Annotated in this window: 18 protein-coding genes and 1 pseudogene; 10 read left to right on the forward strand and 9 right to left on the reverse strand. The window is 71.6% G+C overall.

From position 1 onward, the window contains the following. Nucleotides 1-276 precede the first annotated feature (276 nt). The 6 genes and pseudogenes from ABT122_RS11120 to ABT122_RS11145 all read left to right on the forward strand — a co-directional run bounded on the left by ABT122_RS11120 (nt 277) and on the right by ABT122_RS11145 (nt 7,307). The gene (locus ABT122_RS11120) at nt 277-1,488 is read left to right on the forward strand and encodes a L,D-transpeptidase (RefSeq protein WP_351548721.1); all 1,212 of its coding nucleotides are present in this window, start codon (nt 277-279) and stop codon (nt 1,486-1,488) included. A 310-nt stretch (nt 1,489-1,798) separates the two neighbouring features. After that, the gene (locus ABT122_RS11125) at nt 1,799-3,043 is read left to right on the forward strand and encodes a L,D-transpeptidase (protein WP_451067042.1); all 1,245 of its coding nucleotides are present in this window, start codon (nt 1,799-1,801) and stop codon (nt 3,041-3,043) included. 136 nt (nt 3,044-3,179) lie between these two features. Then, entirely contained in the window at nt 3,180-3,956 is a 777-nt protein-coding gene (locus tag ABT122_RS11130; protein ID WP_351548727.1) for an enoyl-CoA hydratase/isomerase family protein, read from the forward strand. Nucleotides 3,957-4,218: 262 nt separating this feature from the next. Continuing rightward, a pseudogene (locus ABT122_RS11135) lies at nt 4,219-4,731 on the forward strand (ATP-binding protein); the annotation flags it as partial. Between the two features lie 543 nt (nt 4,732-5,274). Beyond that, the gene (locus ABT122_RS11140) at nt 5,275-6,099 is read left to right on the forward strand and encodes a polysaccharide deacetylase family protein (RefSeq protein ID WP_351548730.1); all 825 of its coding nucleotides are present in this window, start codon (nt 5,275-5,277) and stop codon (nt 6,097-6,099) included. Continuing rightward, a complete protein-coding gene (locus ABT122_RS11145; protein ID WP_351548733.1) occupies nt 6,099-7,307 on the forward strand; it encodes a YVTN family beta-propeller repeat protein in 1,209 nt (402 codons plus the stop codon). Before ABT122_RS11140 ends, ABT122_RS11145 begins: the two co-directional genes overlap by 1 nt. Nucleotides 7,308-7,485: 178 nt before the next feature. Here ABT122_RS11145 and ABT122_RS11150 read toward each other — a convergent pair whose 3' ends face one another. Continuing rightward, on the reverse strand, nt 7,486-8,124 hold the full coding sequence (locus tag ABT122_RS11150) for a GNAT family N-acetyltransferase (protein WP_351548736.1): 639 nt from the start codon (nt 8,122-8,124) through the stop codon (nt 7,486-7,488). Nucleotides 8,125-8,226: 102 nt separating this feature from the next. Between ABT122_RS11150 and ABT122_RS11155 the strand changes: the two genes are divergently transcribed. The 3 genes from ABT122_RS11155 to ABT122_RS11165 all read left to right on the forward strand — a co-directional run bounded on the left by ABT122_RS11155 (nt 8,227) and on the right by ABT122_RS11165 (nt 10,329). Then, on the forward strand, nt 8,227-8,448 hold the full coding sequence (locus ABT122_RS11155) for an EF-hand domain-containing protein (protein WP_351548739.1): 222 nt from the start codon (nt 8,227-8,229) through the stop codon (nt 8,446-8,448). Nucleotides 8,449-8,530: 82 nt separating this feature from the next. After that, nucleotides 8,531-9,544: a CopD family protein gene (locus ABT122_RS11160; RefSeq protein ID WP_351548742.1), complete on the forward strand. Its 1,014-nt coding sequence runs from the start codon at nt 8,531-8,533 to the stop codon at nt 9,542-9,544. A 41-nt stretch (nt 9,545-9,585) separates the two neighbouring features. Next, nucleotides 9,586-10,329 carry a TetR/AcrR family transcriptional regulator gene (locus tag ABT122_RS11165; protein ID WP_351548745.1) on the forward strand — a complete coding sequence of 248 codons (744 nt, stop codon included), beginning with the start codon at nt 9,586-9,588 and terminating at the stop codon, nt 10,327-10,329. Here ABT122_RS11165 and ABT122_RS11170 read toward each other — a convergent pair. Genes ABT122_RS11170 through ABT122_RS11180 form a run of 3 tightly spaced genes read right to left on the reverse strand, consistent with a single transcriptional unit; the run spans nt 10,298 to nt 11,570 of the window. Further along, nucleotides 10,298-10,537, reverse strand: coding sequence for a DUF397 domain-containing protein (locus ABT122_RS11170; protein WP_351548748.1), 240 nt, complete (start codon nt 10,535-10,537; stop codon nt 10,298-10,300). The two genes, ABT122_RS11165 and ABT122_RS11170, sit on opposite strands and share 32 nt — an antisense overlap. Beyond that, the gene (locus tag ABT122_RS11175; protein WP_351548751.1) at nt 10,534-10,722 is read right to left on the reverse strand and encodes a DUF397 domain-containing protein; all 189 of its coding nucleotides are present in this window, start codon (nt 10,720-10,722) and stop codon (nt 10,534-10,536) included. The genes ABT122_RS11170 and ABT122_RS11175 overlap by 4 nt, the downstream gene beginning before the upstream one ends. After that, entirely contained in the window at nt 10,722-11,570 is an 849-nt protein-coding gene (locus ABT122_RS11180) for a helix-turn-helix domain-containing protein (protein WP_351548754.1), read from the reverse strand. The genes ABT122_RS11175 and ABT122_RS11180 overlap by 1 nt, the downstream gene beginning before the upstream one ends. 345 nt (nt 11,571-11,915) lie before the next feature. Between ABT122_RS11180 and ABT122_RS11185 the strand changes: the two genes are divergently transcribed. Next, nucleotides 11,916-12,362: an ATP-binding protein gene (locus ABT122_RS11185; RefSeq protein WP_351548756.1), complete on the forward strand. Its 447-nt coding sequence runs from the start codon at nt 11,916-11,918 to the stop codon at nt 12,360-12,362. 9 nt (nt 12,363-12,371) lie between these two features. Here the strand turns inward: ABT122_RS11185 and ABT122_RS11190 are convergent, their stop codons facing one another. From ABT122_RS11190 to gcvT, 5 genes are all read right to left on the reverse strand, one after another. Next, nucleotides 12,372-12,998, reverse strand: a complete 627-nt coding sequence (locus tag ABT122_RS11190; protein WP_351548759.1) for a LysE family translocator — start codon at nt 12,996-12,998, stop codon at nt 12,372-12,374. A gap of 437 nt (nt 12,999-13,435) precedes the next feature. Beyond that, nucleotides 13,436-14,803 carry an L-serine ammonia-lyase gene (locus ABT122_RS11195; protein WP_351548762.1) on the reverse strand — a complete coding sequence of 456 codons (1,368 nt, stop codon included), beginning with the start codon at nt 14,801-14,803 and terminating at the stop codon, nt 13,436-13,438. A 177-nt stretch (nt 14,804-14,980) separates the two neighbouring features. Beyond that, complete coding sequence (gene glyA, locus ABT122_RS11200) at nt 14,981-16,240, reverse strand: serine hydroxymethyltransferase (protein WP_351548764.1); 1,260 nt, start codon at nt 16,238-16,240, stop codon at nt 14,981-14,983. A gap of 24 nt (nt 16,241-16,264) precedes the next feature. After that, complete coding sequence (gcvH, locus tag ABT122_RS11205; RefSeq protein ID WP_351548767.1) at nt 16,265-16,642, reverse strand: glycine cleavage system protein GcvH; 378 nt, start codon at nt 16,640-16,642, stop codon at nt 16,265-16,267. 153 nt (nt 16,643-16,795) lie between these two features. Further along, nucleotides 16,796-17,911 (reverse strand): glycine cleavage system aminomethyltransferase GcvT, encoded by a 1,116-nt coding sequence (gene gcvT, locus ABT122_RS11210; RefSeq protein ID WP_351548769.1) that lies wholly within the window; start codon nt 17,909-17,911, stop codon nt 16,796-16,798. Nucleotides 17,912-17,985: the final 74 nt, after the last annotated feature.

The raw sequence follows: 17,985 nt of genomic DNA on the forward strand, positions 1-17,985 counted from the left end.
CTCCCGCACCGGCTCCCGCACCGACTCCGGCTCCGGCACGGGCTCCGGCTCCCGCACCGGCACCAAATCCGCCCCCGCCCCCGCCCCCGACTCCCGCTCCCGCTCCGCCGTGCTCGACACCTGATGGCCTCCCGGGGTCGGCGGGACCCGGCCGCCGGCCCCGGGAGGCCGGGGCCCGCGCGCGGTCCTCTTCCGCTGTTGTGCCCACCGGGCCCCTCCTCCCACTCCTGGACGCGGTCCACGTTTCCCTCCCGGGCCCCCGTCGTTGGGGTGGTCGTGAGACATGTACTGAGACGGGCAGGCCGGGGCTCAGCAGCAGCCCTGGCATCGGCAGGGCTGGTGACCGGCCTCTTCGGCTGCACCGGCGGCGCGCTCGACATCGCGAGCAAGCCCCGGGCCCCCGAGGAGGCGATCCGGGTGATCCCCGGGGACGGCGCGCGGGACGTGGACCCGGACGGGCGCCTCGAAGTGCGGCTGCCCAGCGGCCGGCTGGAGCGGGTCAGGGTGAGGCGGATCGAGAACGAGAAGCCGGCCGATGTCCCGGGGGCCATCTCCGAGGACGGTCTGCGCTGGCGCCCGGACCCGCCGGGGAAGCTGGACATCGCGGCCAAGTACAGCGTCGACGTGGTCGCCCTGGACGGCCACGGCCGCCGCTCGGCGCGCCACACCACCTTCACCACCGAGGTCCCCGAGCAGCGCTTCATCGGCTACTTCAAGCCGGAGCACCGGGCGACCGTCGGCACCGGGATGATCGTCTCCTTCAGCTTCAACCAGGACATCGCCGACCGGGCCGCCGTGCGGCGGGCCATCGAGGTCACGGCCGATCCGCCGGTGGAGATCGAGGGGCACTGGTTCGGGAGGAACCGGCTGGACTTCCGGCCCGAGGAGTACTGGGAGCCGGGCACCGAGGTCACCGTCGATGTGCGGCTGCGGGACGTGGAGGCGGCGCCCGGCGCCTACGGCGTCCAGGACCGGACCGTCACCTTCACGGTGGGCCGCTCGCAGACCTCCCTCGTCGACGCCGAGGCCAAGACGATGGAGGTCCGGCGCGACGGCGCCCTGCTGGCGACCCTGCCGATCACGGCCGGGGCGCCGAAGTCGACCACGTACAACGGGAAGATGGTGGTCAGCGAGATGCACGACGTGACCCGGATGGACGGCGGGTCGGTCGGCTTCGGCGGGGAGTACGACATCAAGGACGTGCCGCACGCCATGCGGCTGACCCGGACGGGCACCTTCCTCCACGGCAACTACTGGGCGCCGCCGGAGACCTTCGGCCGGGCCAATGTCAGCCATGGCTGTGTGGGGCTGCGCGATGTGAAGGGCGGCGGCGGGGACACCCCGGCGGGCTGGTTCTTCGACCGGACCCTGATCGGGGATGTGGTGGAGGTGGTCAATTCCCCGGAGAAGGTGGTGCCGCCCGACAATGGGCTGAGCGGGTGGAACATGACATGGCAGCGGTGGAAGCAGGAGCCCGCCCGGGACTGACCCGCGCGCCCGGGGTCTCCTTTCCCCTCCCTGTTCCCTTCCCGTGCCCTTCCCTGTTCCCCTCCCCGGCTCTTTTCGGCCCGCGCCCGTTCCCTTCCGGCCTTTCCCCGGCTCTTTCCGATCCTTTTGCCGGGCATTCCCCTCTTCCCCGCTTGGGGCTCGCCTCACCGGACAACTTGGGACTGAACGGTGACATACAGCGGAAGGCGCCCAATCCCCCTCGTGTGGTTGTCTGTTCGAGCGCGTACGGATGGCGTGCGGGGGTGTGCGGGCCGGGCCGGGGCCAGGCCGTGCGAGGGGAGAGACCATGGTGGAAGGGCGTCCGACAGCGAGGGAATCGGCCCGTGTGGCGGGCGGGGCCCGGGGTTCCGTTCTGCGGGCGGGTGCCACGGCGGCGCTGCTGGTGCTGGTGACCGCCTGCGGGGGCGGCGGGGGCACGGACGCCGCCGACGACGGGAAGGGCGGGGACGGCGGCCGGGCGGTCGCCGAGGCCTCGCGCGCGGTGGTCACCGTGCTGCCCGGGGACGGCGCGAAGTCGGTGGCCACCAGCGGCGCCCTGAAGGTCACCGCCGCCGGCGGCAGGCTGACCGCCGTCACCGTGCGGGACGACAAGGGGCGGCAGGTCGAGGGCCGGATCGCGGCGGACGGCACGGCGTGGGAGCCGCTGCACCATCTGGCGGGCTCCACCCGGTACAGGGTGCACGCCGTCGCCCGGGACAAGGACGGCCGCGAGTCCGCCAGGGACTCCGTCTTCACCACCCTCGTACCGAAGAACACCTTCATCGGGCACTACACCCCCGAGGACCGGACCACGGTCGGCGTCGGCATGCCGGTCTCCCTCCGCTTCACCCGGGGCATCACCGACCCCGCCGCCGTCGAGAGGGCCATCAGGGTGACGGCCGAGCCGTCCGTGCCGATCGAGAGCCACTGGTTCGGCAACGACCGGCTGGACTTCCGCCCGGAGAAGTACTGGGCCCCCGGCACCGAGGTGACCCTCACACTCAATCTGGACGGGGTGCAGGGCCGCCCCGGTGTCTATGGAAAGCAGGCCAAGTCGGTCTCGTTCACCGTGGGCCGCAGCCAGATATCCACGGTGGACGCCAAGAGCAAGCGGATGAGGGTGGTCCGGGACGGCAAGGAGATCAAGAACATTCCGATCACCGCCGGGGCGCCCGCGACCACCACCTACAACGGCCAGATGGTGATCAGCGAAAAGCACAAGGTGACCCGGATGAACGGCGCCACCGTCGGATTCGGCGGGGAGTACGACATCAAGGACGTGCCGCACGCGATGCGGCTCTCCGATTCCGGCACGTTTATCCACGGCAACTACTGGGCCTCGTCCGGCACCTTCGGATCGTCGAATGTCAGCCATGGCTGTGTGGGGCTGCGCGATGTGCGCGGCGGATACGACAAGAAGTCCCCGGCCGCCTGGTTCTACGACCGCTCGCTCCTCGGCGATGTGGTGATCGTCAAGAACTCCAAGGACAAGCGGATAGCGCCCGGGAACGGCCTCAACGGCTGGAACATGTCCTGGGAGGAGTGGAAGAAGTAGCCCCACCCCTCCCGGAAGCCCCCCCAGCACCCGCCGGGACCCTCCTCCGCCCCCGGGACCCTCTCCCCCCGCCCCGGCCCCGCGGTGTGAGCCACCACACCGGCACAGCCCCGTTAGCGGCGGTTAACCTGCCTCCATGACGACTGCGACTGTGCACTTCGAGGTCCGGAACGGTGTCGGCACCATCCGGCTGGACCGCCCTCCGATGAACGCGCTGGACATCGCCGTCCAGGACCGGCTGCTGGAACTGGCCGCCGAGGCGGGCCGCCGCGATGACGTGCGGGCGGTGATCCTGTACGGCGGTGAGAAGGTGTTCGCCGCCGGTGCGGACATCAAGGAGATGCGGGAGATGGACCACGCCGGGATGGTGGTCCGCTCCCGCGCGCTCCAGGAGTCGTTCACCGCCATCGCCCGCATCCCCAAGCCCGTCGTCGCGGCCGTCACCGGCTACGCCCTGGGCGGCGGCTGCGAACTGGCGCTCTGCGCCGACTACCGGATCGCGGCGGACAACGCCAGGCTCGGCCAGCCCGAGATCCTCCTCGGGCTGATCCCCGGCGCGGGCGGCACCCAGCGGCTCGCCCGGCTGATCGGTCCGTCCAGGGCCAAGGACCTGATCTTCACCGGCCGCCAGGTGCGCGCCGAGGAGGCGCTCGCCCTCGGCCTGGTGGACCGGGTGGTGCCGGCCGCCGAGGTCTACGAGCAGGCGCACGCCTGGGCCGCGAAGCTCGCCCAGGGGCCCGCCCTCGCGCTGCGCGCCGCGAAGGAGAGCGTCGACGCGGGTCTGGAGACCGACATCGGGACCGGACTCGCGATCGAGCGGAACTGGTTCGCCGGGCTCTTCGCCACCGAGGACCGCGAGCGCGGGATGCGCAGCTTCGTCGAGGACGGCCCCGGGAAGGCCGAATTCCTCTGACATGGCGCGGTCCGGCGCCCCGGCGGTCGCGGGACCGGGCGCCGTCAACCCGGCGGGCGCCCCGGAAGAGAATCGATCCAGCTGTGGGAAAGGGGCCCGCGACCCGGCCCCGAGCCCCCTGTTGACAAGGAGTCAGCGCAGGTGGGCTCGGGCGGGGGCGCGAGTCCCGCACCGGTGTCATATGCGGACCGGCACCCCCGGACGGGGGTGCCCACCCGTCCCTCTTCCACGGGAACGGCCACAGAAGTCCCCCGGTGCGGCGATGATGGGGGACATGGCGGGCCTCGAAGGTGTGGAACAACCGCGGCAGCGTGGCGGTGCTGTCGCCACCCGGTGGATGACCGCCATCGAGGACGAACAGACCCTGAGGGCGCTGGAGTTGTACGGCAACCCCACCGAGGCCGAGGTCCGGTTGCCCTCCCGCCCGGAATCCGCCGCGACCGCCCGCCGGCTGACCCACTGTGTGGTGCTCCGCCAGTGGGCGCTCTCCGCCCAGACCGCCGAGTACGCGGTGTTACTCGTCTCGGAGCTGGTGGGCAATGCCGTACGGCACACCGGGGCCCGGGTCTTCGGGCTGCGGATGCTGCGCCGCCGGGGCTGGATCAGGATCGAGGTGCGCGACCCCTCGCGCGGGCTGCCCTGTCTGCTGCCGGTCCAGCCGATGGACATCAGCGGCCGGGGGCTCTTCCTGGTGGACAAGCTCTCCGACCGGTGGGGCGTGGATCTGCTGCCGCGCGGCAAGACCACCTGGTTCGAGATGCGGATCGCCGACCGCGGCACCGCGCCCGTCACCGTCGCGGTGACCACCACCACGACCGCGACCACCAGCGCGACCGCGCCCGCGACCGCCACCGCGCCCGCGACCGCCGCCGCGCCCGCGACCGCTACCGCCGCCGCGACCGCCACCGCGGTCTGATCGCCGGGCCCGGACGCACAGAAGCCCCCGTGGACCGAGGGTGTCGGTGCCGGGGGCCTCTGTGGAGCGCCGTGGAGCAGGGGGGGTGTCTCCACGGCCGCTGATGCCGACCTGGCCCGGGTCAAGGGGGGTCGTGTCAGCGACTATGGCAGACGGGGGCCGCCGGATCAAAATCCTCTACTCCGACATAAGGGGCGAATGGTGATAGATCTTTTGTGAATCCCAGGTGAGCTGAGCCACTCGCCTGGTAAATAGTGCGTGAAGTTCGCTTGCGGCGAATGTTTCCTTGATCTGTCCGCATCAGATGGACCGTGGGTCCGCCCCCGCCCGGCGCGACCCGCAGACGCCACCCGTGCGGGCAATCATCATTTTTTGCGCAAATCGGGCCTACGCTCCCTCTCCGTGACCCCGATCGACCGCCGCCGCGCCCTGCGGACCGCGGCCCTGGCCACCGCCGCGGGCCTGGCCACGAGCTGCGCGGGTGAGGGCCGCGCCCGCGACCGGGCGCCGGCCCGCGCCGACCTCCCGCCCCCGGACCTGCCCGCGCCCCCCGCCTCCACCGCCCCGCCGCGCCCGGCCCACCGGCCCGCGCACCGGCCGGCCCCCGCCGCCCGCCGCTTCCCCGGACAGCCCGCGCAGATCGTCCACGGCCCCCGCGACCGCGACCGGGTGGCACTCACCTTCCACGGCGGCGGCGACCCGGCCACCGCCCGGGCCGTCCTCGCCGAAGCCGCCCGCGCGGACGCCCGCGTCACCGTCCTCGCCGTCGGCGGCTGGCTCGACGACCACCCGGATCTCGCCCGCCGCATCCTCGACGGCGGCCACGACCTCGGCAACCACACCCAGCGCCATCTCACCATCACCGAGATGTCCGACGCCGACGCCTACGCCGAGATCACCGGCTGCGCCGACCGGCTCCGCAGACTCACCGGCTCCATCGGCACCTGGTTCCGCCCCTCCCGCACCCAGCGCGCCACCCCCAGGATCACCCGCCTCGCCCACCGGGCCGGCTACCCGCACGTCCTCTCGTACGACCTCGACTCCCTCGACTTCACCTCCCCCGGGGCCGCGGCCGTGACCCGCACGGTCACCGGGCAGATCCAGCGCGGATCGGTGGTGAGCCTGCACTTCGGCTACGCGGACACGGTCGCCGCGCTGCCCGCCCTCCTCGACGATCTCGACCGCCGCGGACTGCGTGCGGTGACCACCACGGAGCTGCTGAGCTGATGCACCCAGGAACCACACCACTGAGACTCACCCGGCGGGCCGGCGCGCTGGCGGCCGGGGCCCTGATCGCCCTCCTCGCGGGCTGTGGCGCGGAGATCCCGCAACAGCCCGGCGGCACCGAGCGCGAGAGGTCGAAGGCGGCGGCCCCGCCCCCCAGGCCCGAGCCGGCCGCCCCGGCCGGGCTGCCCGGCATGCCGCCGGTGCTCGACCCGAAGGACATCTACGCCGCCGACCGGCCGGGGATGCTCTCCCCGGTGGTGCGGAAGTTCCCCTCCCGGGTGTACGTCCCCAACACCAACGACAACACCGTCACGGTCATCGACCCCAAGACCTACGAGATCCTGGAGACCATCCCGGTCGGCATCCAGCCGCAGCACGTCGTCCCGTCCTGGGACCTCAAGACGCTCTGGGTCAACAACAACCGGGGCCACACCCTCACCCCCATCAACCCCGCCAACGGCGAGGCGGGCGAACCGGTCGAGGTCCACGACCCGTACAACCTCTACTTCACCCCCAACGGCAAGCACGCCGTCGTCATGGCCTCCCTCGACCGCGAACTGGTCTTCCGCGACCCGCACACCATGGACCGGGTGAAGACCACCCCGGTGACCTGCTTCGGGGTCAACCACGCCGACTTCTCCGCCGACGGCCGCTACTTCGTCGTCTCCTGCGAGTTCTCCGGCGAGCTGCTGAAGGTCGACACCGAGAGAATGGAGGTCGTCGGCCAGCAGAAGCTGCCGTTCGAGGGCGCGATGCCGCAGGATGTGAAGATCTCCCCGGACGGCAAGACCTTCTACATCGCCGACATGATGGCCCACGGCGTGTGGGTGCTCGACGGCGAGAAGTTCACCACCCCCCGGCTGATGCCCACCGGCGAGGGCGCCCACGGCCTCTACATCTCCCGGGACTCCCGGGAGATGTACATCCCCAACCGGGGTGAGGGCTCCGTCTCCGTCTTCGACTTCGCCAAGAACAAGCTCGCGAAGAAGTGGTGGCTGCCGGACGGCGGCAGCCCCGACATGGGCGGAGTCTCGGCGGACGGGAAGGTCCTCTGGCTCTCCGGCCGGTACGACGCCGAGGTGTACGCCATCGACACCCGCACCGGGAAGCAGCTGGCCCGCATCCCGGTCGGCGACGGCCCCCACGGCCTCGCGGTCTATCCGCAGCCGGGCCGCTACTCGCTCGGCCACACGGGGGTCTTCCGCTGACGCCCGCCACGGGCCGGGCCGGGCTCCTCGTGCCCGCCCGGCCCCTCCCCGAGGCGCCTCCCCGAGACGTCTCCGGGCCACCTCCAGTGCGGCTCCGGGGAGTTTCTCCCGGATCAGGCCGGACCGGCGAGGCGCGGCACCAGGGCTCGCGAGCCCGGCAAGATCCGGAAGAGACGGCCTAGGGCGCCGAGAAGAGGGCTTCCGAGCCGACCGGCCGGAAGCCCGCCGCCTGGAACGTCCGCACACTGCGGGCGTTCCCCGGCGCCTGCTGCGCCCACACCACCTCGTCCGGCACGAGCTGACGGGCCGCCACCGCGAGGCTCCGCCCGAGCCCCCGGCCGCGCGCCTCCTCGTCCACCTCGATCGCCGCCTCCCAGCGGCCCGCGAGTCCCCGGCCGAGTACCAGCAGCCCGCCGTCCGCCGCCCACACCCGCACCCCGTCCCGGTGCTTCATGGCGCGCGCCACCCGGGGGTGCTCCGGGTCCTCGATCTCCCGCAGCTCCGGCTCCGGCAGACCCGGCAGTCTCGTGGCGGCCGTCACCAGGTCGACGGTGTCCATCACCCGGCCCGTCCGCGCCAGCATCGCGGCCAGGAAGACCGGGTGCACCGAGGCGGCGAGCCAGTCCGACGGGGTGGCCGCCAGCCGGTCCCGTACCCACTCCGGGTCCTCGTCCGTGAAGACCACCGAGTGCGCCGTCAGCGCCAGCACCCCCGCGTCCCGGGCGTTCGGCTGCCCGATCACCGTCGTACCGCCGTCCGGCGGAGGGAACTCCCCCCGGGCGGCGGCGTGCAGGATACGGGCCAGTTCATCGCTCATGCCGCCATCGTCGCCCACGGCCCCTGGCACGGAGCGACCGGGGCGGGCCGATAATCTGATCTCCATCAGTAGTGCGCAGTGCACCTAGGAGGGGCGTAAGCAGTGGCGGACATCGAAGCGGCGCGCAAGGCGTTCGAGCGGTACGACCTGGACGGCGACGGCCTCATCACGGCCGCGGAGTACAAGAGCGTCATGGCGCAGCTGGGCGACTTCAATGTCACCGAGACCGTCGCCGAGGCCATCATCAAGACCAAGGACGCCAACGGCGACGGTCGGCTGACCTTCGAGGAGTTCTGGGACGCGCTCAACAAGAACAAGGCCTGACCCTGCCGGAGCGGCTCCCCGGCACCCGGCCGGGGCGTTCGCCCCGGCCGCCGGGGGGTGGTCCGGAGCGGTCACCCGCGCCATGGCAGCGACACCCGGTGACGGCCCCGCCGTCACCCCCCAGCAGAGCCCGGCCCCGGCCCCCGGCCGGGCCGCCCGCCGCAGAGCCGCGCGCCGGTCGGCCCGCCGGACCGCCGCCCTCGTCCTCACGAGCGGGCTCATCGCCCTTCTCGCCGCCCTCTTCGGCGGCGATCTCGCCGCCCGGGGCACCGGCGAGCTGAAGGTCCCCGCCGCCGGAGCCACCACCGTCCTGCGCACGGCCGTCCTCGCCGCCCTCGCGGTCCACCTCGGCGAACTCGCCGGTGCCCGGCTGGCACCCCCCGGCGCCCTGCCGCGCGGCTGGTCGCTGTACGCCGCACTCGCCGGAGCGGCCGGTTCGGCCGGCCAGATCGCCGTCCTGGCCGAGGTCAGCGCCATCGACATGACCACCGCGTACGGCACCCGGGACGGCCGGCTCCTCCTCATCACCGCCAACGGCTTCCTCGCCGCCGCCGGCTGTGCCGCCCTGCGCCGCCCCGGGCTCGCGCTCCTCCCGCTGACCGCCGTCGTCGCGGCGGAGTCGGTGCGCGCCCACCCGGAGCAGTACACCCCCGAGATCGGCACCGCGCTGACCGCCGTCCATCTGCCGGCCGCGTCCCTGTGGGCGGGCGGACTCCTCTACGCCCTGCGCCTGATGTGGCTCCACCGCGCCGACCGCCCGGCGGCCCTCGCCGCCCTGGCCCGCTACGCCCGCCCCGCCGCCTGGCTGCTGGCCGCCCTCGCCCTCACCGGCACCGCCTCCACGCTGCGCAAGCTCCCCGCCGATGTGGTCCTCACCTCGGCGTACGGCAGGGTGCTGATCGTCAAGCTGCTGCTGGTCGCCCTCGCCTGCGCGCTGGCCCTGGCCGCCCGCCGCCGGATGCTCCGAGGCCGGCCGGACGCCCGGAACCCGGCCCGCGCCGAACTCGCCGTACTGGCCGTGATCGTCGCCGTCTCGGCGGTCATGACGGTGGTGCCGGACCCGCACTGGGTGAGCGCACGACTGGGCATTCGCTGATCGGCCCTGGTGAGCCCGTTACGGCGACTACTGTTGTGCGGATGACAACCGAAGCGATCGGCGGGCGACCGCCGAGGGGGCGCCCACGGACGGTCACGCGCAAGGCGGTCATCGAGGCCGGTATCGCCCTGACCCTGGACGAGGTCACCGTGCAGGCGGTGGCCGAGAGCTTAGGCGTCACCCGGGTCGCCCTCTACAAACACGTGCCGTCCCAGGCATCACTGCGACTCCTGGTCGCGGAGGGCATCCTGGAACGCTGGAGCCCCCCGGACACCGACGGCGAATCGGTCGAGGACTTCCTGCTGGCGCTCGCGGTGTCGCTGCGCGCGCTGGTGACGGACCACCCGGGGATCGCGGGCTATCTCTCCCAGCTCCAGTCGGGCTCGCGGGTGAGCATGGCCCGCTTCGAACAGACCCATCTGCGTCTGGTGCGGCTGGGACTCGAACCGTGGCAGGCGTCGTGGATGGCGTCCACGGTGGCCCAGCAGGCGATCGCCGCGACGGCGGTCTTCGGCACCCCGGCCTCCCGCACCCAGCGGACGGAGGTGCTGGCCCAGATGACGCCGGAGTTCTCGGTCTTCCCCATCAAGCACGTCCACGCCCGGGAGCTGGGTGACGATGCGGTGTTCCTCTGGACGATGCGGGGCCTGGTACGCGGCTGCCTGGCGTCCCTGACGGACGACGACCCGCGCCCGGCGGGAGCCCCACGCACGGGCGGACCCGGAATCCCGGACCCGCCCGCGCCGACGGCTCTCAGAGCCGAGAGCCGGCCGCCAGTGTGGTGAAGTCGGCCCAGGCACTCGGGGACACGGTGAGCGGGGTGCGCTCGGTGTCCTTGGAGTCCCGGACCAGAACGGCTTCGGTTCTCACCGAGATTTCGACGCAGTCGCCGCCGCCGCCATCGCTGTGGCTGCTCTTGAACCAGGCGGCGACCTCGACGCAGTTGCCGCCGCCTCCGCCGCTGTAGCTGCTCTTGCGCCAGATCAGTGTCACCGCACCTCCGCCGCGAGTGTGGTGAAGTCGGCCCAGGCGTGGGGGGATACGACGAGAGGTGTCCGCCGTGTGTCCTTGGAGTCCCGGATCAGGACGGCATCGGCTCTCAGGGCGATTTCGACGCAGTCGCCGCCCCCGCCGCCGCTGTAGCTGCTCTTGAACCAGACCAGTTCCGTGGTGCTCATCATGCTCCTCGCATCTGCTCCAGCAGGCTCGTGGTGGCCTGACGGCTCAGAGCCTGTGAGCGCATCTTGCCATAGCGCTGGAGCATGGCGCTGGCAGCTTTGGGATCGGTGATCAGCATGCTGCTGTCATGGGCTTCGACGTAGCCGATCCAGCGGTGCTCGTCCGTCTCGGCAAGTCGCATCGGCCCCTCGAATCCCGAATGATCCGCCTGGCGCAGGGGCATCACCTGGATCTCCACATTGCGGAGACCGCCCATGGCGAGCAGATTGTCCAGAAGAGCCTTGGTGATCTCGGCACCACCCAGACCACGTTCCAGCAGGGCTTGCTCGATGATGAAGCTGAAGGCGGTGTTCGGCAACTCGGTCATCAGCTGTTGCCTGGCCAACCGCCCTGCCACCTGCTGTTCGAACTGCTCCTCCGTCAGGTGCGGAAGCCGTCGCTCGAACACCGCCCGGATGTACGCCTCCGGCTGGAGCAACCCCGGAATGACACTGCACTCGTACGCGTACAGCGAGATCGCCTCTTCCTCGATCCCCGCCCACTGCTGAAACCAGGACGCCAGCCCCGCCTTCCGTGTCAGGCTCCGTGCCGCCGCCACCAGCACCCGTGCCGCCACCGGGCCCAACACCGCTTCCGACCGGTCCAGAAGAGCCCTCGGCGGGAAACGTTTGCCCTGCTCGATCTTGGCGATGTACGCCACCGAGTACCGCACCCGGGGAGCGAACTGCTCCTGGGTCAGCCGGGCTTCGTCCCGCAGGGCCTTCAGCACCGCGCCGAAGGTTCTGAGACTGTCCGACAGTTCGGCTTCGCCGACGCTCCCTGTCCCGGCTCCGTTCTCCGCCGCCATAGCAGCCCGCCCGCCTTTCGTACCCGTACCCGACTTGTGCCGCTCGGTACAACGCCGACGGCCACCATGGTCACGGGCAGTGACCCACCCAGTCCAGGGAGTCAACCAGTACAAGGAAATCTGTATGGGTTGCGCCCCCACCGACCTGCGGCTCTTCGGGCCCCCCGGCCCGCCGCCGCCCAGCTGTCACCCTCAGGGGACCACTCCCGCACGGATGTACGTCACACCGCGCGGAATTCCTCGCTCCGGAGGCTCCGTACGGCCTCCCGACCCGCCACCGGGACACCGCCGCCTGTATCGGGAACGTCCCTGTTCACCGGGGGGACGTTCCCGGAATCTGCTCTCATGACCTCCCCTCACACCTCCGCGCTGACCCCCGCCCGCACCTTCACCCAGCGTTTCTCCGCGACCCGGCGCGGCGCCCGTCTGGCGCGGCTGCTCGCCACCCATCAGCTCATCGAGTGGGGCCACCCGCGCGGGACGGAGTTCTCCGACGCGGTCACGCTGGTGGTCGCCGAGCTGGCCTCGAACGCGGTGCTGCACGGCCACGTACCCGGACGGGACTTCGCGCTCCACCTCTCCTGCGACGACGGACGCGGCGTCGTCCGCGTCGAGGTCTCCGACGCCCACCCCGCCCAGCCGGCCCGCGTCACCCCCCGCTCGGACGACGCCCACGGCCGCGGCATGGTCCTGGTCGACGCCCTCGCCACCCGCTGGGGTGTGGCGGACCGGGTGGGCCCGGGAAAGACGGTCTGGGCGGAGTGCGCCCACCGGCCCGCTCCCCGTGACTGAACCCTCCGCTCACCGCACCACCGCGGTACGCACCCCCAGGGCAACCAGCACCGCGCCCGCCGCGCGGGCCATCGCACGCCGGAACCGGGGTGTGTCGATGACGGTCCGCGCGGCGGAGACCACCGACGTCCAGAAGAGGAGCCAGGTGACGACGACACCCACATGCGCGACCGCGAGCACGGCGATCTGCGGTGCGACGGGGTGGCTGGAGGTCAGGAACTGCGGCACCAGCGTCAGATAGACCGAGGCGGCCTTCGGGTTGAGCACATCGGACCAGAACCCCTGCCCGTATCCCCCGAGCCGTCCCCACGGCAGCCGCGGCCGCCCCCGCGTGTTCGGCGTCTCACTCCGGCGCGCGGAACGCCAGGTGGTCACGCCCAGCCAGACGAGATAGAGGGCGCCCAGCAGCTTCACCACCGTCAGTGCCTGAGCCGACGACATGACCAGCGCCGACACCCCGACGGCGGCGAAGGCCGCGTGCACCAGGAGCCCGGTCGCCGTACCAAGGGTGACGAGCACTCCATCGGCCCGGGAGCCGGCGATCACCCGCTGGGTGACGAGGGTGAAGCTGGCGCCCGGGATCAGGGTGAGAGGGACGACCGCGACGACGAAGCCGAGCAACTGCTGCCACTGCACACGCGTGAGCCTAGGCAATGGGGCGGGAAAGGGGCAGCCCGCCGCCGCGGGTGATGGGCGCTCCCCTGGGCCGGACCGGGGCGTGGGGAGGGGACTCCGCCGCAGTCGGCGGAAACTCTTTCGTCGAGCCATGGAACCGGCCTGCCCCTGCGGACACTTGTCGGTGTGGACTCGCCATTGAATGACCGGATTCGGTCCGGTGATCGGGCAGCGTTCGCCTTGATCCAGTACAGCCAGTCCGGATCGTCTTCCCCACGGCCCTGCGCGCACAGCACCCCGGCTTCCTCAAAGGCCGCTCGGGCGGCTGACTCCTCGCGCAGCCGTGCGTGGCTGCGTCGGCAGGGACTTTTCAGGGATTCCGCCGTGCGGGCAGGGAAGGGCCCTGACCGCGCCGAAAGAACAAAAGCGCTGGTCAGGGCCCACCCGTCACGACACGCTCAGCACTCGATGATGTTCACCGCGAGCCCGCCCCGCGCCGTCTCCTTGTACTTCACCGACATGTCCGCCCCAGTCTCCTTCATGGTCTTGATGACCTTGTCGAGGGAGACCTTGTGGCTGCCGTCGCCGCGCATCGCCATCTTCGCCGCCGTGACGGCCTTCACCGCCGCCATTCCGTTGCGCTCGATGCACGGGATCTGGACCAGGCCGCCGACCGGGTCGCAGGTCAGGCCGAGGTTGTGTTCCATGCCGATCTCGGCCGCGTTCTCGACCTGCTCGGGGGTGCCGCCCAGGACCTCGGCGAGGGCGCCGGCCGCCATGGAGCAGGCGGAGCCGACCTCGCCCTGGCAGCCGACCTCGGCGCCGGAGATGGAGGCGTTCTCCTTGAAGAGCATGCCGATCGCGCCGGCCGAGAGCATGAAGCGGACCACGCCCTCGTCGTCCGCGCCGGGGACGAAGTTCATGTAGTAGTGCAGCACCGCCGGGATGATGCCCGCGGCGCCGTTGGTGGGGGCGGTCACGACCCGGCCGCCCGCCGCGTTCTCCTCGTTCACGGCCATGGCGTAGAGGGTGATCCACTCCATCGCGCGGGCCAGCGGATCGCCCTCGGCGCGGAGCTGGCGGGCGGAGTTGGCGGCGCGGCGGCGGACCTTGAGGCCGCCGGGGAGGATGCCCTCGCGGGACATGCCCCGGGAGACACACGCCTGCATGACCCGCCAGATCTCCAGCAGACCGGTGCGGATCTCGTCCTCGGTGCGCCAGGCGCGCTCGTTCTCCAGCATCAGCGCGGAGATCGAGAGCCCGGTCTCACGGGTCAGCCGGAGCAGCTCGTCACCGGTGCGGAAAGGATACTTCAGGACGGTGTCGTCGAGCTTGATCCGGTCCTCGCCCACCGCGTCCTCGTCGACGACGAAGCCGCCGCCGACCGAGTAGTACGTCTTCTCCAGGACCGTGGCGCCCTCGGTGTCGTACGCGAGGACGGTCATGCCGTTGGCGTGGTACGGCAGTGTCTCGCGGCGGTGCAGGATCAGATCGCTGTCGAAGTCGAAGTCGATCTCATGGGTGCCGAGGAGGCTGAGGCGCCCCGAGGACTTGATCTTCTCCACCTGGTCGTCGGCGCCCTCCACGTCGACCGTCCGGGGCGAGCTGCCCTCCAGACCGAGGAGTACGGCCTTGGGGGTGCCGTGGCCGTGGCCGGTCGCGCCGAGGGAGCCGTACAGCTCGGCCCGGACGGAGGCGGTCCGCTCCAGCAGTCCTTCGTTCTTCAGCCGGCGGGCGAACATCCGGGCGGCGCGCATCGGGCCGACCGTGTGCGAGCTGGAGGGGCCGATGCCGATCGAGAACAGGTCGAAGACCGAGATGGCCACGGGGGACTCCTAGGGGTTGGTAGACGCCGTTGTCTGCCGGGGTGGTGCAGATCGAGCGGGACGGACGGGGTGGGGCGGGGGGACGGGCGGGGGCACCGCGCTCACCTTCCAGTGTGCGTGGTGCCCCCGGAATCGCCGTGGAGGGCCGGCCCGGGTCGCGGGCCGGCCCCCTCGGTCCTACAGCCCCGGGTACAGCGGGTGCTTCGCGGCCAGCGCGGACACGCGGGCGCTCAGCGCCTCGGTGTCGTACGACGGCTTCAGCGCCTCGGCGATGATGTCGGCGACCTCGCGGAAGTCGTCCTCACCGAAGCCGCGGGTGGCCAGCGCCGGGGTGCCGATCCGCAGGCCCGAGGTGACCATCGGGGGCCTCGGGTCGTTCGGGACGGCGTTGCGGTTGACCGTGATGCCCACCTCGTGGAGGCGGTCCTCGGCCTGCTGGCCGTCCAGCTCGGACTCGCGCAGGTCGACGAGGACCAGGTGGACATCCGTACCGCCGGAGAGCACGGAGACACCGTGCTCCGTGACATCGTCCCGCACCAGGCGCTCGGCGAGGATACGGGCGCCGTCCAGGGTGCGCTGCTGGCGCTCCTTGAAGTCCTCGGTCGCGGCGATCTTGAAGGAGACCGCCTTGCCCGCGATGACATGCTCCAGCGGGCCGCCCTGCTGACCGGGGAAGACCGCGGAGTTGATCTTCTTGGCCAGCTCCTGGGTCGAGAGGATCACTCCGCCCCGGGGGCCGCCCAGCGTCTTGTGGGTGGTCGTGGTCACGACATGGGCGTGCGGCACCGGGTTGGGGTGCAGACCCGCCGCGACCAGGCCCGCGAAGTGGGCCATGTCGACCATCAGATAGGCGCCGACCTCGTCCGCGATCCGGCGGAAGGCGGCGAAGTCCAGCCGGCGCGGGTAGGCGGACCAGCCGGCCACGATCAGCTTCGGACGGGACTCCTTGGCGAGCTTCTCGACCTCGGCCATGTCGACCTGGCCGGTGGCCTCGTCCACGTGGTACGCGACGACGTCGTAGAGCTTGCCCGAGAAGTTGATCTTCATGCCATGGGTGAGGTGCCCGCCGTGCGCGAGGTTCAGACCCATGATGGTGTCGCCGGGCTTGAGCAGGGCGAACATCGCCGCCGCGTTCGCCTGGGCACCCGAGTGGGGCTGCACATTGGCGTGCTCGGCGCCGAAGAGCGCCTTCACCCGGTCGATCGCGATCTGCTCGACCACGTCGACGTGCTCACAGCCGCCGTAGTAGCGGCGCCCGGGGTAGCCCTCGGCGTACTTGTTGGTGAGGACCGAGCCCTGGGCCTCCATGACCGCGACCGGAGCGAAGTTCTCCGAGGCGATCATTTCCAGGGTGGACTGCTGACGGTGGAGCTCGGCGTCGACGGCGGCGGCGACATCGGGGTCCAGCTCATGGAGAGGGGTGTTGAGAAGCGACATCTCGGGTCCCTGTCGTGGTCGTGGTCAGTTGCTGGAGAAGGCGGTGTACTCGTCGGCGGAGAGCAGATCCTTCGGCTCCTCGCTCACGCGCACCTTGAACAGCCAGCCGCCCTCGAAGGGGGCACTGTTCACCAGCGAGGGGTCGTCCACCACGTTCTGGTTCGCCTCGGTGATCTCACCGGACACGGGCGAGTACAGATCGCTGACGGACTTGGTCGACTCCAGCTCACCGCAGGTCTCGCCCGCGGTCACGGTGTCGCCCACCTCGGGGAGCTGGGCGAAGACGACATCTCCGAGCGCGCCTGCCGCGAACTCGGTGATCCCGACCGTCGACACGCCGTCCTCGGCGTCCGACAGCCACTCGTGCTCCTTGCTGTAGCGCAGCTGCTGGGGGTTGCTCATGACCTGAATTCTCCTGTACGCGGGAAGGGGGGATGAACGGACGGGGGGTGATGGGGAGTGCCGCTGGTCACGTCGGGCGCCGCCTCGTGTCACGGTGCGTGACGCCGGGGCCACCGCCGAAGCGCGGGAAAGAGGGGAAGAGCGGGGAAGGCGCTACTTCGCGCGCTTGTAGAAGGGCAGCGCGACGACCTCGTACGGCTCGTGTGTGCCGCGGATGTCGACCCCGACGCCCTCGGTGCCGGGCCCGGCGTGCTCCGCGTCCACATAGGCGATGGCGATCGGCTTCCCCAGCGTCGGGGAGGGCGCGCCGGAGGTGACCTCGCCGATCACCGATCCGCCGGCCACCACTCCGTACCCCGCGCGGGGGACCCGCCGGCCCTGGGCGATCAGCCCGACCAGCTTGCGCGGCGGGCTGGTCGCGGCGCGCTCGGCGGCGGCCGTCAGAGCCTTCCGCCCGATGAAGTCGCCTTCCTTCTCGAACTTCACGACCCGGCCGAGACCCGCGTCGAAGGGGGTGAGCGCGGTGGTCAGCTCATGCCCGTACAGCGGCATGCCCGCCTCCAGGCGCAGGGTGTCGCGGCAGGAGAGTCCGCAGGGGACCAGTCCGGCGGGGGCGCCGGCCTCGGTCAGCGCCTGCCAGAGCCGCTCCGCGTACCGGGGCTCGACGAACAGCTCGAAGCCGTCCTCGCCGGTGTAGCCGGTACGGGCGATCAGCGCGGGAACCCCGGCGACGGTGCCCGGCAGGCCCGCGTAGTACTTCAGTCCGTCCAGATCGGCGTCGGTGACCGACTTCAGGATGCCGGGGGACTCGGGGCCCTGCACCGCGATCAGCGCGTAGGCGTCCCGGTCGTCGCGCACCTCGGCGTCGAAGCCGGCCGAGCGTTCGGTGATCGCGTCCAGGACGGTCTGGGCGTTGCCGGCGTTGGCCACGACCATGTACTCGGTCTCGCCGAGCCGGTAGACGATCAGGTCGTCCAGGATGCCGCCGTCCTCGCGGCAGATCATGGTGTAGCGGGCGCGGCCGGCGCCCACCGAGCCGATGTTCCCCACCAGGGCGTAGTCCAGCAGCGCGGCCGCGCCCGGGCCGGTGACGGTGATCTCGCCCATGTGGGAGAGGTCGAAGAGACCGGCCCGCGTGCGGACCGCCAGGTGCTCGTCGCGCTCACTGCCGTACCGCAGGGGCATGTCCCAGCCCGCGAAGTCGGTCATGGTCGCGCCCAGTGAGCGATGGAGGGCGTCGAGCGCGGTGTGGCGGGGGGCATTACTCATGGATAAAGCTCCCAAGGCATGGCGGACGAGGACAATCCTCCCCATCTGTCATCGGAACCTGAGAGGTTCGTCGC

The organism is Streptomyces sp. NPDC001985, from assembly GCF_040296845.1.
GTDB lineage: Bacteria > Actinomycetota > Actinomycetes > Streptomycetales > Streptomycetaceae > Streptomyces.

Bases quoted from the DNA above. Each gene is read 5' to 3' on its own strand.
- ABT122_RS11150 (WP_351548736.1), bottom strand. From the start codon at position 8,124: ATGAGCGATGAACTGGCCCGTATCCTGCACGCCGCCGCCCGGGGGGAG.
- ABT122_RS11160 (WP_351548742.1), top strand. From the start codon at position 8,531: ATGGCAGCGACACCCGGTGACGGCCCCGCCGTCACCCCCCAGCAGAGC.
- ABT122_RS11175 (WP_351548751.1), bottom strand. From the start codon at position 10,722: ATGAGCACCACGGAACTGGTCTGGTTCAAGAGCAGCTACAGCGGCGGC.
- gcvT (WP_351548769.1), bottom strand. From the start codon at position 17,911: ATGAGTAATGCCCCCCGCCACACCGCGCTCGACGCCCTCCATCGCTCA.
- ABT122_RS11180 (WP_351548754.1), bottom strand. From the start codon at position 11,570: ATGGCGGCGGAGAACGGAGCCGGGACAGGGAGCGTCGGCGAAGCCGAA.
- gcvH (WP_351548767.1), bottom strand. From the start codon at position 16,642: ATGAGCAACCCCCAGCAGCTGCGCTACAGCAAGGAGCACGAGTGGCTG.
- ABT122_RS11130 (WP_351548727.1), top strand. From the start codon at position 3,180: ATGACGACTGCGACTGTGCACTTCGAGGTCCGGAACGGTGTCGGCACC.
- glyA (WP_351548764.1), bottom strand. From the start codon at position 16,240: ATGTCGCTTCTCAACACCCCTCTCCATGAGCTGGACCCCGATGTCGCC.
- ABT122_RS11165 (WP_351548745.1), top strand. From the start codon at position 9,586: ATGACAACCGAAGCGATCGGCGGGCGACCGCCGAGGGGGCGCCCACGG.
- ABT122_RS11185 (WP_351548756.1), top strand. From the start codon at position 11,916: ATGACCTCCCCTCACACCTCCGCGCTGACCCCCGCCCGCACCTTCACC.
- ABT122_RS11145 (WP_351548733.1), top strand. From the start codon at position 6,099: ATGCACCCAGGAACCACACCACTGAGACTCACCCGGCGGGCCGGCGCG.